This is a genomic window from Sphingopyxis sp. YR583 (genome assembly GCF_900108295.1).
Lineage (GTDB): Bacteria > Pseudomonadota > Alphaproteobacteria > Sphingomonadales > Sphingomonadaceae > Sphingopyxis.
In genome coordinates this window covers 729,097-744,728 of record NZ_FNWK01000001.1, presented here as the reverse complement: position 1 = coordinate 744,728, position 15,632 = coordinate 729,097, and the positions used below count along the sequence as shown (strand labels likewise).

The 15,632-nt window shown below is 62.7% G+C and carries 14 protein-coding genes; 8 read left to right on the top strand and 6 right to left on the bottom strand.

The features are described from left to right. Positions 1-110: 110 nt before the first annotated feature. The 4 genes from BLW56_RS03370 to BLW56_RS03355 all read left to right on the top strand — a co-directional run bounded on the left by BLW56_RS03370 (position 111) and on the right by BLW56_RS03355 (position 8,053). Positions 111-587, top strand: a complete 477-nt coding sequence (locus BLW56_RS03370) for an RNA polymerase sigma factor (protein ID WP_093509233.1) — start codon at positions 111-113, stop codon at positions 585-587. After that, a complete protein-coding gene (locus BLW56_RS03365; RefSeq protein WP_177175795.1) occupies positions 584-1,558 on the top strand; it encodes a FecR family protein in 975 nt (324 codons plus the stop codon). Before BLW56_RS03370 ends, BLW56_RS03365 begins: the two co-directional genes overlap by 4 nt. A gap of 231 nt (positions 1,559-1,789) precedes the next feature. Next, positions 1,790-5,251 carry a TonB-dependent receptor gene (locus tag BLW56_RS03360; protein WP_177175794.1) on the top strand — a complete coding sequence of 1,154 codons (3,462 nt, stop codon included), beginning with the start codon at positions 1,790-1,792 and terminating at the stop codon, positions 5,249-5,251. Positions 5,252-5,332: 81 nt separating this feature from the next. Beyond that, entirely contained in the window at positions 5,333-8,053 is a 2,721-nt protein-coding gene (locus BLW56_RS03355; RefSeq protein WP_093509230.1) for a M16 family metallopeptidase, read from the top strand. 493 nt (positions 8,054-8,546) lie between these two features. On the opposite strand, the gene BLW56_RS20540 is transcribed toward BLW56_RS03355, so the two are convergent. Next, the gene (locus BLW56_RS20540) at positions 8,547-8,846 is read right to left on the bottom strand and encodes a hypothetical protein (RefSeq protein ID WP_093509229.1); all 300 of its coding nucleotides are present in this window, start codon (positions 8,844-8,846) and stop codon (positions 8,547-8,549) included. Positions 8,847-8,976: 130 nt separating this feature from the next. On the opposite strand from BLW56_RS20540, the gene BLW56_RS03345 reads away from it, so the two are divergent. Then, positions 8,977-9,249, top strand: a complete 273-nt coding sequence (locus tag BLW56_RS03345; RefSeq protein WP_143043360.1) for a type IV toxin-antitoxin system AbiEi family antitoxin domain-containing protein — start codon at positions 8,977-8,979, stop codon at positions 9,247-9,249. Between the two features lie 111 nt (positions 9,250-9,360). Then, complete coding sequence (locus tag BLW56_RS03340) at positions 9,361-9,624, top strand: hypothetical protein (RefSeq protein WP_093509228.1); 264 nt, start codon at positions 9,361-9,363, stop codon at positions 9,622-9,624. Positions 9,625-9,627: 3 nt separating this feature from the next. On the opposite strand, the gene BLW56_RS20795 is transcribed toward BLW56_RS03340, so the two are convergent. The 3 genes from BLW56_RS20795 to BLW56_RS03325 all read right to left on the bottom strand — a co-directional run bounded on the left by BLW56_RS20795 (position 9,628) and on the right by BLW56_RS03325 (position 11,461). Continuing rightward, positions 9,628-9,855, bottom strand: a complete 228-nt coding sequence (locus BLW56_RS20795; protein WP_143043358.1) for a helix-turn-helix transcriptional regulator — start codon at positions 9,853-9,855, stop codon at positions 9,628-9,630. A 220-nt stretch (positions 9,856-10,075) separates the two neighbouring features. Next, on the bottom strand, positions 10,076-10,603 hold the full coding sequence (locus BLW56_RS03330; protein ID WP_093509227.1) for an SgcJ/EcaC family oxidoreductase: 528 nt from the start codon (positions 10,601-10,603) through the stop codon (positions 10,076-10,078). A 63-nt stretch (positions 10,604-10,666) separates the two neighbouring features. Beyond that, complete coding sequence (locus BLW56_RS03325; RefSeq protein WP_093509226.1) at positions 10,667-11,461, bottom strand: AraC family transcriptional regulator; 795 nt, start codon at positions 11,459-11,461, stop codon at positions 10,667-10,669. 227 nt (positions 11,462-11,688) lie between these two features. On the opposite strand from BLW56_RS03325, the gene BLW56_RS03320 reads away from it, so the two are divergent. Next, entirely contained in the window at positions 11,689-12,408 is a 720-nt protein-coding gene (locus BLW56_RS03320) for an SDR family NAD(P)-dependent oxidoreductase (RefSeq protein WP_093510756.1), read from the top strand. A gap of 69 nt (positions 12,409-12,477) precedes the next feature. Next, positions 12,478-13,032 (top strand): lipocalin family protein, encoded by a 555-nt coding sequence (locus tag BLW56_RS03315; RefSeq protein WP_093509225.1) that lies wholly within the window; start codon positions 12,478-12,480, stop codon positions 13,030-13,032. Here the strand turns inward: BLW56_RS03315 and BLW56_RS03310 are convergent. Further along, positions 13,017-14,528 (bottom strand): phytoene desaturase, encoded by a 1,512-nt coding sequence (locus BLW56_RS03310; protein ID WP_093509224.1) that lies wholly within the window; start codon positions 14,526-14,528, stop codon positions 13,017-13,019. The genes BLW56_RS03315 and BLW56_RS03310 overlap by 16 nt on opposite strands. A gap of 36 nt (positions 14,529-14,564) precedes the next feature. Further along, the gene (locus BLW56_RS03305) at positions 14,565-15,533 is read right to left on the bottom strand and encodes an NAD(P)/FAD-dependent oxidoreductase (protein ID WP_256203274.1); all 969 of its coding nucleotides are present in this window, start codon (positions 15,531-15,533) and stop codon (positions 14,565-14,567) included. Positions 15,534-15,632: the final 99 nt, after the last annotated feature.

The following is a 15,632-nucleotide window of genomic DNA, read 5'->3' as shown; positions in this document are numbered from 1 at the left end:
AACGGCGTAAACTCGGCACTTTCCCGATCAGTTGCGATGAAAGTTGCCTCAGCATGTCGGAAAATGCGACATCGTTCGTCTGGAGTAAGAGAAGGTAATTCCGGAGCGCTATGTCGAGCCTCGCTGAGATGTTGGCAAAAGCCCGGCGGGCGGTGATGCGGCGTGGCGTTCCTGCAGAGGATGCGGATGAATTGGTGCACGACGCTTTTATCAAGGTCGAGCAATATGAACGGGCCCATGCGGCGGAATCGAAAGAGGCTCTGCTGGTGACGGCGGCGGTGAATCTTTCGATCGATCGCGCGCGCAAAAGGCTCCGCGCGCCTTTCGCCGAGCATGACGATGTCGAGGCGATCGCCGACGGAGCCCCTGATCCACGGCAGATTGTCGAGGAGCGCGCACGTCTGGCGCATGCTGCGCTCGGCCTCGACCAACTGCCCGAACGAACGCGGCGCATCCTGCTGAAGCGCCGTCTTGAGAATCTCCCCTTCGCCGAAATCGCCCGATCGGAAAATATGTCCGTCGCGGCGGTCGAAAAGCAGGTCGCGCGCGCGACGCTGCAGCTCATGAAGTGGATGGAGCAATGGTGAGCCGGGGGAACGGAGCGGAGCGGACTGCGGCCGAGGCCGCCGCCTGGCTCGCGCGGCTGGAGTCGACGGGCCGCACCGAAGCGACCGAGGCGGGACTGCGCGTCTGGTTGGAAGCCGATGCGAGCCACAGAACGGCATTTGAAAAGGCCATGGACGTGTGGGCGATCCTCCCCGGCGCTGCGGTCTTGCGCGATGGGGCAAGTGCTAGTGACGCCAAACCCGGCCTCGTGTTCGGGACTTGGCTGGCTGAGCGGGCCCGTCCGCTCGCGCTCGTCGCCTCACTTCTGCTTGTCGTCCTGATCTCGGGATGGTGGCTGCTCCAGCAGCCGACGGGCTATTCGACCACGGTCGGCGAGCAAAAGGTCGCGACGTTGGAGGACGGCACGCGGATCGCGCTCAACACCGATACGCATCTGAACGTCCGTTATGAGGAAAAGCGGCGCAGCATTGTCCTCGACGATGGCGAGGCAATGTTCGAGGTCGCACGCAATCCGGCGCGCCCCTTCGTGGTGACTGCGGGCAACAAGAGCGTCACCGCGATCGGGACAAGCTTTATCGTTCGCAAGACGGGCGGCGCCGTCACCGTGACCCTGATCTCAGGGAAAGTCCGGGTCGACACGCATCCGACGTCGGTCGGTACGCCTGCAATACAATCCACCATGCTGACCCCCGGCGAGCGGTTCGCCGTCGCGGGCAATGCCGCCGCGATGGTGACCCCTGTTTCTTCGGAGGCAGCGACCGCGTGGCGCCGAGGGCAGGTGATCTTCAACGATACGCCGCTGTCTGCCGCGATTGCCGAGCTCAGTCGCTATGGTGGGCCCCAGATCGATGTCGCCGACCCTCGGCTTGGCGGGCTTACCGTTTCGGGCGTCTTCGCGACGAACGACACGGCGGAGTTCGCTGACGCGGTCGCGGCGTTGCACGGGCTGACGGTCGAACGCGACGCGGGCCGGATTCGCCTGGGCCGCTAGGCCGCCTTCCCGTCATCGATATATGTTGGTGTCCTCGCGGCGCGAGCGGTAGCGGGCCGTCCGCTCACGTAAAATTGCGGCATTCTTTAAGTCCATGAAAATGGTAATTATATTTCGCTAGGATCGGTTCGCGAAAATTTTATTTCACCGCGATGTCGGTTTTGGGGCAATCGCGCGTCTGCTTGAATGAGGCGGGTCGCAAGCAACACCCCGTCCACAAGGGGGCCATTGATGATTTCGAAAGCCACGCTCGCGGCTTGCGCCGCAACGATTGCCATCGTCTCCAATACCGCCGCGGCCCGGACGCAGGCCGAATATGATCTCGACCTGTCGGAACAGCCACTCGGCCGCTCGCTCCGCGATGTCGCTTCGAAAACCGGCACCAATATCGTCTTCGTCAATTCGGTGGTGCGAGGTAAAACGGCGCCGTCGCTGCGGGGCCGCTATACCGCCGGCGACGCCTATCGCGCGCTGTTGCAGGGGTCGGGTCTGATCCTTCGCGAAACCGCGGGCGGGTCTTACATCGTCACGCGCCCGGGCAGCACCACGCCTACGGCATCGGATCGTCCGGCGGCCGAAGGCGCGGGTTCGATCTCGGGCCGCGTCGCCCAGTCGGACGGCAATCGCAACATCGCCGGCGCGCTCGTGCGGATCGAGGAAACGGGGCAGGTCGCGACTGCCGACGATCTCGGGAATTTCCGCTTCGCACGCGTTCCGACGGGCAGCTATACGCTGACCGTTTCCTTCCTCGGTTTCATCGAGCAATCGACGCGCGTCGACGTGGCCCGCGGCGAGCAGACGAGCGCCGAATTCTGGATGGACGAAGGCAGCAACGCGACCGGCGAGATCGTCGTCTATGGTTCGCGCAGCGCGCGCGCCAACGCGCTCAACCTGCAGCGCACCGCCGAAAACAGCTCGGACGTCGTGTCGGTCGACGACCTCGGCAATTTTACCGGCACGACGATTTCGGAGGCGTTGCGCCGTGTCGCGGGGGTCTCGTTCCAGCGCGACGGGCTGACCGGTGATGGCACTAACATCATGATCCGCGGGCTCGACCCGGACATGAATGCGGTGAAGCTCAACGGGCTCAACTTGCCCGTCGGCAACGGCGTCGGCCGCTCCGCCGACCTCTCGAACATGCTCGCCGATTCGGTCAGCAAGATCACGATCAGCAAGAGCCTGCTCCCGAGCCAGGACAGCGCAGGCACCGGTGGCCTCGTCGAGATCGAGACGCTGTCGCCGCTCAACCGGCCGCGCCGCTACGCCAATCTGCTGGTCGAAGGCGGAAAGGGGGGCAAGAAGTTCAGCGACGATGTGCTGGTGTCGGGAACGATCGCCGGCAAGTTCGGCGCCGACGAGAATTTCGGGCTCAGCGCCTCGGTCCAGTATCGCAAGTCGAGCAACCGTTCGATCAGCTATGGCCATAATCTGCGCTATGGCGAGTTCCTGCCACCCGACGCCGACGGCAATCCGACGCTCGAACAATATGACGCCGTCCACCCGTTATCGACTTTCCCTTTCCTGCCCGACGCAACGCGCGCCTTTCCGCTGAGCCTCGGCACGACCTTCAACCATGTCGAGAACGAGAATGTCGCCGCGACGCTTTCGGCCGAGTGGAAGATCGGCGACCACAGCAACCTGAAATTCGACTTCCAGCACAGCGAAGCACGCCGGACGACGATTCAACTGAACGAAAGTTTCGGCGTCGATCTCGACTATGTCGCGACGCCGACGAGCGGCAATCGCACCGCGCTGATGGTCGACCTGACGCCCGGCAACGAAGCGCTCCAGCACACGCAAAATTATGTGTACGATCGCAATGCGCGCAACATCACCGATACCTATAGCCTGGGCGGAAGCACCAAGGCAGGGCGGTTCGATTTCAAATATCTGGTCGGCTATGCGCATGGTAGCGAGCGGCATCCATCGAATTTCGGATTGCAGTTGCGCATGCCCGCCGCCGATGCGCGCGCCGAATATTTCCTGCCCGCCGCGACCGACCCGGCGCTCGGCTATATCGTCACGCCCTTCGGTCCGCGCGGCGGCAAGGGGCTGCAGCTTCCCCTGCTGACCGAAGCGGGCTGGGGTTTCGTCAACGACACGTCCAACTTCACGATCGACGCCGCGAGCGGTCAGATCGACGCGACACGTGGCCGGAACGACCGTTACACGGGCGAATATAGCGCGAAATTCAACGCCGGCTGGGGCCCGCTGACCTATATCGAGGCCGGCGTGCAGTTCGAGCGCGTCAAGTTCCAGAGCCGGCTCACGCGCTCGCAGTTCGGCGGCAATGTGCCGATCAGTGCGCTGCCGCTCGAGCTTGTCCCCAACGATCTGTCGCGCATCGGCGTCACCGGTTCGCGCTTCGTGGTGATCAGCGAAGAATCGCTGCGGGATTTCGTCGACAATGTGAACGACTATGTCGACGGGACCAGCGGCCTCCTGTTGACCCCGATCGTGCTACCCGACGACATCAATCGCGAACGCACGCTCGAACAGAATCTCGCGGGATATGTCCAGTCACGCTTCGATTTCGGCAAGCTCGAGATCATCGGCGGCGTGCGCCTCAACCGCACGCGGCTGGAGGCCTCCAATCTGATCTTTCCGACCTATATCGGGCCGATCGACCCGTCGAACGGCGGCGGCTTCGGCATCGACCTCAAGTTCCAGAATGATTTCACGCAGCTCGCTAGCCAAAGGGCGACCGCGACCGACTGGCTGCCGCGCGTCCTTTTCAACTATCGCGAGAGCGACAATCTGATCTTCCGCGGCGGTTATTTCCTGTCGGTCGCACGGCCGCAGATCAGCCAGTTGTCGGCGCAAACGCGTATCAGCTTCATCAACATTCCGATCCCGGGCCCCGACGGGTTGAAGCCGATCCTGACGATCAACACCGGCAACCCCGACCTCAAGCCCGCAACCACGCATAATTTCGACCTCAGCGTCGAATATTATGACAAGGACATTGGCCTGCTCAAGCTGTCGGGTTTCTACAAGCGCATCAAAAATCTGCTGCAGGCCAATGCGACGAACGGCCCCGCGCAGCTCGCCGCGGTGCCGCTCCCCGACCATATCTATTTTCAGGGCGCCCCCTATTTCGATCCCGCGAATCCCGAAAATTATTTCATCACCGGCTCGACTCCCTCGAACAGCGACAAGATGGCGACGATCTGGGGCATCGAAGCTCAGGCCGAGCGGCGCTTCAACTTCCTGCCGGGCGCGCTCGCCGGCCTTGGCATCTACGCCAATTACACCTTCACGAAGAGCAAGCGTTCGCAGATCTATAACTGGCCCTATGGCGCTGGCGGGCAGGAGGTTTTCGAATTTTCCGGCATCGCGTTCAACAACCAGCCGAAACATTCGGGCACCGTCGCGCTGACCTATAACAAATATGGGATCGACGCGACGTTGGCCTATGGCTTCCAGTCGCGCACGCTCGACAATTTCTATCCGCGCGGTTTGTCGGTGTATCGCGAGGGTGTCCGCACGCTCGACTTCCGCCTCGAATATTGGATGCAGCCGAGCTTCGGCAAGCTGCGCCTCTATGTCGAAGGCGAAGACCTGCTGAAGGGCACGAACAGCCCCGATTTGCTCAATTCGGTCGGCGGCGTGGGCGACACGCCCCGTTTCTACAGCGGTGCGACCTATCTCGGCGGTCGCCGCATCAAGGCCGGTGTTGCCGTTACTTTCTGACGATTTCCCCTTCCGGCCGGCTGCTTTTGTCTCGGGCAGCCGGCCGGACTTCCCCCAAAGATGTGACAGGAACTTCTCCTCATGATCCGTACCAGCCTTTTGCTGTCGGCTGCGGCCGCCGCCCTTTCGCTCGTCCAGCCGGTACACGCAGACGAAGTGCTGCCGTTCGAGCAGTTCACGCTTCCCAATGGCCTGCGTGTCGTCGTCCACGAGGATCGCAGCACGCCGAAGGTCGCGGTAGCCGTCTGGTATCATGTCGGATCGGCCGACGAGCCCGCGGGCAAATCGGGCTTCGCGCATCTCTATGAACATCTGATGTTCAACGGGTCGGAACATCGCGACGACGAATGGTTCCCGCCGCTTCAGGAAATCGGCGCCTCGGCGGTGAATGGGGCGACGTCTTTCGATCAGACCTATTATTATGAGGTCGTGCCAACGGGCGGGCTAGAACGCGCGCTGTGGATGGAATCGGATCGCATGGGCCATCTGCTCGGTGCGATCACGCAGGCCAAGCTCGACGAGCAGCGCGGGGTCGTCCAGAACGAGAAACGCCAACGCGAAAGCCAGCCCTATTCTAAGATGGACGACGTCACCGCGCGGGCGCTGTTCCCGATCGGGCATCCCTATCATCATCCGATCATCGGCTCGATGGATGATCTCAATGCCGCCTCACTCGCCGATGTGAAGGACTGGTTCGGCCAATATTATGGCGCCGCCAACGCGGTGCTCTCGCTGTCGGGCGACGTCGATGCCAAGCAGGCGCGCGCGCTCGCCGAGAAATATTTCGGCAGCGTCGCCGCGGGGCCGCCGGTGAGCCGCACGGGCGCATGGGTGCCGAGCCTGTCCGAGGACAAACGCGATACGATGCTCGACACGGTACCGCAGGCGGCAGTTTCATGGAGCTGGGCGGTGCCTGGGCGCGGGACGCCGCAGTCATCGACGCTGCGCGCGGCCGCCAGCGCGCTGGGCACTGGCAAGACGTCGCGGCTGTACAAGGCGTTGATCCTCGATCGCCCGCTCGCGACCTCGGTCTCGGTCAATTACCAGCCGATGGCGGTCGCAGGCATTTTCTCGATCGACGCGCGGCTGAAGCCCGGCGTCGATCCCAAGGATGTCGAAACTGCGATCCGTCAGACGATCGACAGCTTCCTAGCCACGGGACCGACTGCTGATGAATTGAAGCGCGCAAAGGTGAGCAATTACGGCAATAACATCCGTGCGCTGGAATCGGTCTATGTTCGCGCGATGGCGCTCGCCGACGGCCTGATCTTCGCGAACAATCCCGCCGAATATGCCGAGGACAACAAGCGCTTCGATGCTGTCACCGGCCCGGCGGTGCTTGCGGACGCCAAAAACTGGCTGACCCGCGGTGCACACAAGCTGACTGTCCTGCCTTATGCGGCGCATACGACCACCGTCGATGGTGCCGACCGCACCAAGTTGCCTGGACTCGCTGCATCGCCCGGTCTGACCTTGCCGGTCGCGCAGGAAGCGCGGCTGTCGAACGGCATCCGCGTCGTCTTTTCGCCGCGTCAGAAAGTCCCGACGGTCGATATGGCGATCGTGTTCGATGCTGGCACGGCGGCGGATACGCCGGAGAAAAAGGGCCTCGGCGGCTTCGCGTTGCAGATGATGGGCGACGGGCCTGTCGGGCTGACCGCGCAGGCGTTCGAAGAGAAGCAGGCCTCGCTCGGCGCACGCCTCTATGCGAGTTCCGGCAGCGATACGACGAGCTTCATGCTGTCTTCGCTCAGCCGCGAATTGCCCGCGACCGTCGCGCTGTGGTCAAGCTATATCCGGAACCCCGGCTTCCGCCCCGACGATCTGGAGCGCGACCGTACCCAGAGTCTGTCGGGCATTGCGCAGTCGCTCGCCGAGCCGACCGCGATCGCGCAGCGGACCTTCACCAATGTCCTTTATGGCGCCGAACATCCCTATGGCGCGCAGCTTGCTGGGCGGGCGGACACGCTGAAATCCTTCACCCGCGCCGATGTCGCGGGCTGGCACACGAACTGGGTGCGCCCCGACAATGCGGTGATCTACGCCAGCGGCGATACGACGCTTGAGGCGCTGACTTCGCTGCTCGAAAAGGGGTTTGGCACATGGGCCCCGCCCGCCGAGGCCAAGGGCAGCAAGACGGTCCCCGCCATCCCCTTTGCCACAAAGAGCAGGGTCGTGCTCGTCGACAAGCCGGGCGCGATCCAGTCGGTGATCCGCGTCGGTCAGCTGATGCCGGACGGCCTCGATCCGCGCAATTTCGACTATGACGCCGCGAACGGGGTGTTGGGGGGCAATTTTACAGCGCGCCTCAACATGAACCTGCGCGAGGACAAGGGCTGGAGCTATGGTGCCAGCAGCTTCATCAATGAGCAGCGGGGACCGCAGAATTTCGGCGTCGCGACGAGCGTGCAGACCGACAAGACATCGGAGGCACTGGCCGAGATCGACAAGGAAATCCGGGCAATCCGCAAGGAACGGCCGGCAACGCAGGCCGAACTCGACATGATGGTGAAGGGCAATGTGCTGTCGCTGCCCGGCCAGTTCGAAACGAACCAGGCGTTTGTCAGCTATCTCCAATATGTGTCGCTCTACGAAAAGCCGTATGATTATCTGGCAACGCTACCCGCCAAATATGGGGCGCTGACGCCGGCGGCAATCACGAAGGCGGCGGACGAAATGCTGCGTCCCGAAGCGATGAGCTGGGTGATTGTCGGGGACCTGTCGAAGATCGAGGCGAAGATACGCGCGCTCAATCTCGGAGCGGTCGAGGTGTGGGATGCTGAAGGTCGGAAACTGCGCTAACGGCGAAAGGCGAGGTCTCGGCAGTGCGGTTGCGGGGCCTCATCGCCGACGCCTGTCCGTCGATCTTGTCGGCGCGGAATTGAACCGGCGATGGGGACGGTGCTGTGTTGGCGTCGCTCAATCTGGCCAATGTGATCGGCGAGACTGGCGATTGTCGGCGGGCTTGGCCTTCTGTCAGCTGCGTGGGCGGGTCTTGCGCTGACCTTTGTGGAGCTGGTTATCTTCCTGATGTTCGCTCCCCGGCGGAGTTAAATGGGCGGCGACAGGCAAAGAATGCCGCGCGTCGCCATTCGCTCGGAATGGCAGCTTCCGGAATTGCTCTTCCTGGAATGCTCGTGGGCAAACGGCGAGCTGACCACGAGATTCGAACCTCTGTTCGACCTTTTTCAAGGCTTCTCATCTCCTGGCTGGAGGAGATAGGAGGCTCGCATGAGAACTGCGCGCGCAATGCCCGATTGCCGACATTATCGAACCGGCCGTTTCCACAAAACGTCTAATCGCGCGCTTCAATGCGATTGCTCGGCTCCAAGAAAATCCGGGGCTTGATGACCCCGATTCCGACGAGTTCGCGACGGCGGCCTGATCCATTCAGCGCGCCAGCAAATTCGCGGCAGCGGAGTACGCGAATGTTGCGCGCATTCTCGTGAATTTCGAGAATCTCGAGGTGCGTGCAGCACGCATTTGCGCCAGTTTTGCTTCGAAACCGGCTAAACCCATTGGAGGGCATCGAGCCAGTTAAGCTATTGATAAAGCGCCGTTTTTCAAAATGAAGAAATTTCGTTTTGAACCGCAAGATATCGAAATGACTTTATATTTCAATAACTTAGGATTTATGGCTCCCCGCCGACGATAGTGACGAGTACCTGTGGTCGAAAGACCTTGAAAAACCAGAGAAATATAGGCGTACTCCAGCGAAAGTTGGTTTGGAGAGCTCCAAGCAACTGGAACCGCATGCCCGATTATCACTACGGGAGCGTGCGATCGATCTGGCCAAACGGAGTGGAACTGTCCGGACCAAAGATTTGGAGGCCGTCGGCGTTCCCCGCCAATATCCTCCCATGATGTGCAGGGAAGGGCTTCTTATTCGAGTTGGCTACGGCGTCTACAGAGCCGCTGCCGAAGACAGCAGGCCAGAGGAATCACGCCCCTCGCAGATGACAGGACACGACAAACCGTCCGATTTTTACTCCGAATGAGGGCTACCCGTTTTCGAAGACGTCGCTTCCCTACGCCCCCATGCTCTTCATCTCTCTCATTGGTCCGAAGCCCTCAGTCGACAATGCCGTAGCACTTTCTATCCTGATGCCATGGAGCGGAAATTTCAGATCATTGATGGACGTGCTGTGCGGACCGACATCGCCGTGACGGAATATGACCTGCTCGACTATTATAGCACGGCGCGCAGACGGCGGGATGCCAAGGAGTGGACCGTTGTTGCCGACCTTCCGGACATCATGCCGATCGACGCTCAGCTTCTCGACGCTCTCGAAACTTGGTTCGGTGACATATTGGACGACCTCTTGGCCGAAGGCGCAGGCCGTGAGCATGGTGACCATGCTCACGGGAAGTAGATGTTATCGGTCGGACCTATGCCCGGACGAGCAGGTACGGATATCCTGATCCGCCCATTCTTGCAGGTCCGGGATGGAATACACCACGCGGCCGCCAAGCTTTCGATACCGCGGCCCGGTGCCGTAAAGGCGGTGCTTTTCCATCGTTCGCGGCGAGAGGCTAAGGAAACGCGCAGCCTCGGACGTACGCAAATATCGGAATGGTGGAGTTTTCGAAGTCATCGTAAGCATCCTTCAGACAAGCACCGAATTGGCGCGCCTGACTCAACTCACGTACACTCGCGACATATTCCGATGGAGGGTTACGCCTGAAAGAAGACGGAGCGGCTCCGCTGATACCTTGATTGATCACGACGCAAGCTAGCGTCGCGCGCGCCTGACGACTGTCGGCTATCTTCCATCGGAGCCCAGTAGTTGCCGGTCTCCAACCGTCCAGGTTCACGAAGTTTCTCTAGGATCCGTAACCGCCGCTCGGCGTCACCGGGTCCGACTTTTGCGCGAGTTCATTGATTTGAATATTCGCACCATGCTTGATCAGCAGCTTGCCGCCTTCGCGAACAAGAACGAGGGTCATGCGATCGCGGCTCGGCGGAACGCTCTCTCCGGCAGGGTTGGTAAAGGCGCCGACGGACCAGCGGATGACGGCAACCGCTGCTTCACCCGGAAGCTCGACGATCGATTCAACATCCTCGAGCGCCAGGGGCACGCCCTTGAACATGATGTCGAAGAAGATGCGGTGCGCCTTGTCGACCTCGGCTTTGCCGCGCCAGTGCATTCCGACAATGTTTACCCAATGCACGTCGTCGGTGTAGAGGGCTGTCATGGCGCCCATGTCCGAAGCATTCCATGCGTCGGCGTAGTCCACGGCCAATCTCGCGACATCGTTCTTCAGGTCAAAACCAGTCATTTTGATTCCTTGCGCCGTGCCGACAGTCACGCTTGCCGCAGCCAATCCCCACAAGGCCTGTCGTCTGTCCATCGATCTTCCTCGTTGCCGCCCCCATTCTAGTCCGGCAGAACTCGGACAAATTGAACAAATGCGTCATGGAACGGCGGACCAGTCGGCGTGAAACCTGCGCGGCGGCGCGCCGCCAAGCTGCCGGCTGTCCCGGATCAAATGGGACTGATCGGCGTATCCCGCCTCATATGCCACGTCGGTCCAGCTACGTTTCGGAGCGGCGGATTTGGCTTCGAGCGCCGCACCGAAACGCACGGCCCTGGCGAAGAGCTTTGGCGTGAGGCCGGTCTGATGTTCGAACCGCCGCGCAAACTGCCGATCGCTGAGGCCTGTCTCTCTTGCGAGCTTACCGACGGGCGAGAGGCCGCCCGATTCAATGAGATCCCTCGCTATCCGGGCGACGATGTCGACGGGTTTCGCGTTGCTTATGCGATCCAGCACCCACCGCTGAGCGGCGTCGATGCGTGCCGCAAAATCGTCGGCTTGCAGAAGATCGTCGCGAAGATCGTCAGCGCATCGTCCGATCACACGCTGAGCTTCGAAACCCTGATCGGCAAGCTCGTTTGCTGCGATGCCGAACAGCGCGTTCAACCCACCAGGCTGAAAGTGGATGGTGAAGACTTTCAGGGAGCCGGAGAGGTGGAGCCGGGTACCCGGACGACCTTGCGGCCCGACTATCGCCATCTCTGCAGCAGGAGAGGCGGGCCCGCCACCGCGTGAAATCCGATACCGATCTTCGAGATAGAACTCGATCAACTGATCGACGCGGGCGGGCAGCGGCACCGACAAGGATTGATTGCCAAGTTCAGCGGTTCGCTCCGAGAAATAGCGAATATGATCGCCGAACTTAGCCGGCGGGCGATGCCTGCGTGTCCACATCAGGGCATCATCTCGTTTGGTGAACCATCGTCAAGGGGCCGCTTCCCTTTTGGCGCCTCTCGCATGATCCGCTTTTCACAGCCTACGCTAAGTAGCGAACGGACACCAACCGGCCATTCCGCACATTATCTTGCTGTTACAGTGCCGCTCTTGAGCGATGTGCTGCACCATTGGGCATGTCGCTATCGGCCGCTCCGGCCTGCATCCATAGCAATCTGGAGGATGCGATGGATGCTGTTCGAGCGTGTGTGCTGGGAGCGAGTGGCGGCATTGGCGCGGCGCTGGTTCACCGTCTCGCCGAGGCGGGATGCGAAACGATCTATGCAGGCACGCGGACATCTACGGCCAGCAGCACCGAGCGCGTGCAGCCATTTCGCTTCGACCTGCTCGATGAAGCAAGTCTGGGCGCGGCGGCGAGACGTATCGCTGCCGAAGGCCCTCTCGACCTCGTGATCGTCGCGACGGGCATGCTGCACCGCGTCGGCATACGCCCTGAACGGAGCGCCCGGCAAATTGATCTGGCCGCGATGGAGGAACTGTTCGCCATCAACAGCATCGGACCCGCGCTTGCGGCGAAATACTTCCTTCCGCTTCTCGCGCGCGAACGGCGCGCGGTGATCGCCTTTCTCTCGGCCCGGGTGGGATCGATCGGCGACAACCGCCTTGGCGGCTGGCACAGCTACCGCGCATCCAAAGCGGCGCTCAATGCGCTGGTGCGCTGCTTCGCGATCGAACTCGCGCAGCGCAACCGCGAAGCGATCGCAGTCGCCCTTCACCCCGGGACCGTCGATACGGCGCTTTCCGCACCCTTTAAGCGCAATGTGCCCGTGGACAGGCTCTTCCGGCCCGGCGACGGCGCGCGGCACCTGCTCGCCGTCATAGGAGGGCTGACGCCGGAAGACAGTGGGGGCTTCTTTGCATGGGATGGCAGCCGGATCGAATTTTAACGGGATCGTAGCGCCGCGCGGGGCGTTGCACGCGGAAGGCCCGCGGGCCGTTCAGACGAAGGATGCAAGATGAAGAAATCTCTCGTGGCCGCCGGGGTTGTCGGTGCGTCGCTGATCGCCGCGGCGCGCTTTGTCCCGCGCCCGGGGCCGGTCGGCAATCGCTCCGTTCCCGAGCCTTTGAAGCCGGTCGATCTCGATCGCTACATGGGCCGCTGGTACGAACAGTTTCGCTACGAAGCGTCGTTCGAAAAGGGTTTCGAGGCGGTGACCGCCGATTATTCGCTCAACGGCGACGGCACGGTGCGCGTCGTCAATCGCGGCCGCAAGGGCGTCATCGCGGGCAAGCAGAAGAAATCGGTCGGACGCGCCAAGCTCGTCGACCGGTCGATGAATGCCAAGCTCAAGGTCTCCTTCTTCGGACCCTTCTACGGTGACTATTGGGTACTCGATCGCGGCGACGATTATGACTGGTCTATCGTCGGCGAGCCCTCGGGGCGCTATCTTTGGGCGTTGACGCGCGCGCCGGTGCCTCATCCCGACCTGCTGGCGATGCTCGAGACGCGCGTGCGGGACCTCGGCTATGACTGGAGCCTCGTGCGTATCACGCGTCAGCCTGAGGCTTGAAGGCTTGGCTCCGCGGGCGCCTCGGCGTCTTCGATCATCAGCGCGGCGGTCGCCTTGGCGCTGGCGACGACCCCGGGGATGCCCGCGCCGGGATGCGTCCCGGCACCGACGAAATAGAGATTGTCGATGACATCGTCGCGGTTGTGCGTCCGGAACCAGGCGCTTTGCGTCAGCGTCGGCGAAAGGCTGAACGCACTGCCCTGGTGCGCGGCGAGATCGGCCGCGAAATCGTGGGGCGCATAATGGTGGCAGGTGACGATGCGGTCCCCGAGACCCGGAAGCAGGCGCTGCTCGAGCTTGTCGACGATGCGCGCGGCAAGCCGGTCGCTCTCGATCGCCCAGTCGACCGGCGCATGGCCGAGGTGGGGCACGGGCACGAGGGCGTAGAGCGTGCTGTGCCCCGGCGGGGCCACCGACGGGTCCGTTGCGCTTGGATGATGAAGATAGATCGCGAAATCGTCGGCGACGACGCCGCGCTGGTAGATGTCCTGCAGCAGCTCGCGATAGCGTTCGCCGAACAGGATCATGTGATGCGGGAGGTCGGGGAAGTGGCCTCGCACGCCAAGGTGAAGCACGAACAGGCTCGGCGTCCATGACTTGCGCGCGAGGCGGCGCGCGGCCTGGGGTCCTCGCCGATGGTCGAGCAGGTCGCGATAGCTGTGCATCACGTCCGAATTGCAGGCGATCGCGTCCGCGTCGATGCTCCGGCCGCTGGCGAGGCTGACGCCCGTCGCCTGGTCGTCATGCGTGTGGATGCGGGTAATGGCGTCACCGAGAATCAGCCTGCCGCCGATGCGCTCGAAATGCTTCACCATGCCGGCGACAAGGCGGTTGGTGCCGCCCCGCGCGTACCAGACGCCCCCGTCCTTTTCGAGCTTGTGAATGAGCGCGTAGATCGCGCTGGTCGCCATCGGATTGCCGCCGACGAGCAGCGTGTGGAAGGAAAAGGCCTCGCGCAGCTTTGCATTCGCGATGAAGTCGCTGACCTTGGCATAGACCGACTTCCACGCCTGCTGCCGGGCCAGCGCCGGCGCGGCCTTGAGCATCGATCGGAAGTCTAGGAAGGCGACGGCGCCGAGCTTCACATAGCCTTCGGCATGGACCGCCGCAGAATAGTCGAGAAAGCGCTGATATCCCGCGACGTCTTCAGGGCTGAGCGCCGCTATCTCGCGCCGAAGGCCGTCCTCGTCGTTGCTGTAGTCGAAGGTCGTGCCATCGGGCCATTGCAGGCGGTAGAAGGGCAGGACCGGCAGCAACTCGACATCGTCCGCCAGGCGATGGCCGCTGAGTTCCCAGAGTTCTGCGAGGCAATCGGGGTCGGTGATGACGGTCGGGCCCGCATCGAAGGTGAAACCGTCCCGCTCCCAGACATAGGCGCGGCCGCCCGGACGGTCGCGCGCCTCGACGATGGTGGTGGACAGGCCCGCAGACTGGAGGCGTATGGCAAGCGCCAACCCGCCAATTCCGGCGCCGATGACAACGACTTTCTTCAACATTTGCTCCAGGGTGATCGAGGGCGGGACGTGCGGATGTCAGGAGTGCGCCCGGGCGGCCGGTCGGGCTCTGTCCGCCACGGCGATCACCTCGCCAAGCGCATGTCCGCTTTGCCAAGCATATTCGACAAAGCCGTGCGAAAGCCAGTCGCCGCAGGCCCCGAGCCCGATGGACGCGTTCCAGAGATGTCCGAGATCGCTCCCCGAAGGCTGTGCGAAGCGCCAGCGCTGCGCGTCGGACAGGAGGGGGGCGGGCAGCGCCTCGCCCGCGGCGGTTTCCAGAATGGCAAGAATTGCGGACGCCGCAGTGGCCGCATCCGCGGCGAGGTGCGCCTCGCTCCAGCTCCAGTCCGCCTGGACGATCCAGTGCTCGGCATCGCTGCGACCCGGTCGCGCGTTGTTGCGGACGGCATAGACCAGCGGCGCCGGTCCGCGCAGGAAATCGGGCAGGGAAGCAATGCGTTCGGGGAACACGAACATCGCGCTCCAGACCGGGCGCGAGGGAACGCCCATCGCCGCGCGCGCCATCTCGAAATCATGGAGCGACAGGAGCGGCGCGGCCTGTTCGGCCGGGATGGCGAGAACGACGGCGTCGAAGCCGTCGAACCGCTTTCGCTCGCTATGGCATGCCCACCCCATTCCCTGCCGGGTGATCGCGGTGATCTGGGCCCCGAGACATATGTCGTGCGCGCGCGCCATATGCTTGAGCGGCGCGTTCATTGTCGGGGTGCCGACCCAGGCGTCGAGTCCCGCGGCTGGCCAGGGCGCTGCGAGGCCGCGCGCCTGCCAGTCGTTGACCAGCGCCTTGAACGGGCCCGAACGGGCGGTGAAATGGGTGGCGCCATGATCGAAACTGATCGCGGGCCCGCCGCTCCCGGACCGCCGCGTCGACATCCGGCCGCCGATACCCCGCGCCTTCTCGAACAGGGAGGGCATATGACCGGCGGCGCGCAAGGCGTCGGCACAGGCGAGGCCGGAAATCCCGGCACCGATGATCGCGACGCGCATCAATCGCTGCCTTCGCGCGTTTTGCAGGGCACCGTGTGTTGCCCGCGTCGCACGCCGGCGCGGGTTACGAAACGGAAAGCGAAAGAAGAGTGCAGTTTG

Excerpts from the sequence above, each read along its gene's own strand:
- BLW56_RS03330 (WP_093509227.1), bottom strand. The coding sequence starts at position 10,603 with ATGGACAGACGACAGGCCTTGTGGGGATTGGCTGCGGCAAGCGTGACT.
- BLW56_RS03310 (WP_093509224.1), bottom strand. The coding sequence starts at position 14,528 with ATGTTGAAGAAAGTCGTTGTCATCGGCGCCGGAATTGGCGGGTTGGCG.
- BLW56_RS03315 (WP_093509225.1), top strand. The coding sequence starts at position 12,478 with ATGAAGAAATCTCTCGTGGCCGCCGGGGTTGTCGGTGCGTCGCTGATC.
- BLW56_RS03370 (WP_093509233.1), top strand. The coding sequence starts at position 111 with ATGTCGAGCCTCGCTGAGATGTTGGCAAAAGCCCGGCGGGCGGTGATG.
- BLW56_RS03305 (WP_256203274.1), bottom strand. The coding sequence starts at position 15,533 with ATGCGCGTCGCGATCATCGGTGCCGGGATTTCCGGCCTCGCCTGTGCC.
- BLW56_RS03355 (WP_093509230.1), top strand. The coding sequence starts at position 5,333 with ATGATCCGTACCAGCCTTTTGCTGTCGGCTGCGGCCGCCGCCCTTTCG.
- BLW56_RS03360 (WP_177175794.1), top strand. The coding sequence starts at position 1,790 with ATGATTTCGAAAGCCACGCTCGCGGCTTGCGCCGCAACGATTGCCATC.
- BLW56_RS03340 (WP_093509228.1), top strand. The coding sequence starts at position 9,361 with ATGGAGCGGAAATTTCAGATCATTGATGGACGTGCTGTGCGGACCGAC.
- BLW56_RS20795 (WP_143043358.1), bottom strand. The coding sequence starts at position 9,855 with ATGCTTACGATGACTTCGAAAACTCCACCATTCCGATATTTGCGTACG.
- BLW56_RS03320 (WP_093510756.1), top strand. The coding sequence starts at position 11,689 with ATGGATGCTGTTCGAGCGTGTGTGCTGGGAGCGAGTGGCGGCATTGGC.
- BLW56_RS03325 (WP_093509226.1), bottom strand. The coding sequence starts at position 11,461 with ATGTGGACACGCAGGCATCGCCCGCCGGCTAAGTTCGGCGATCATATT.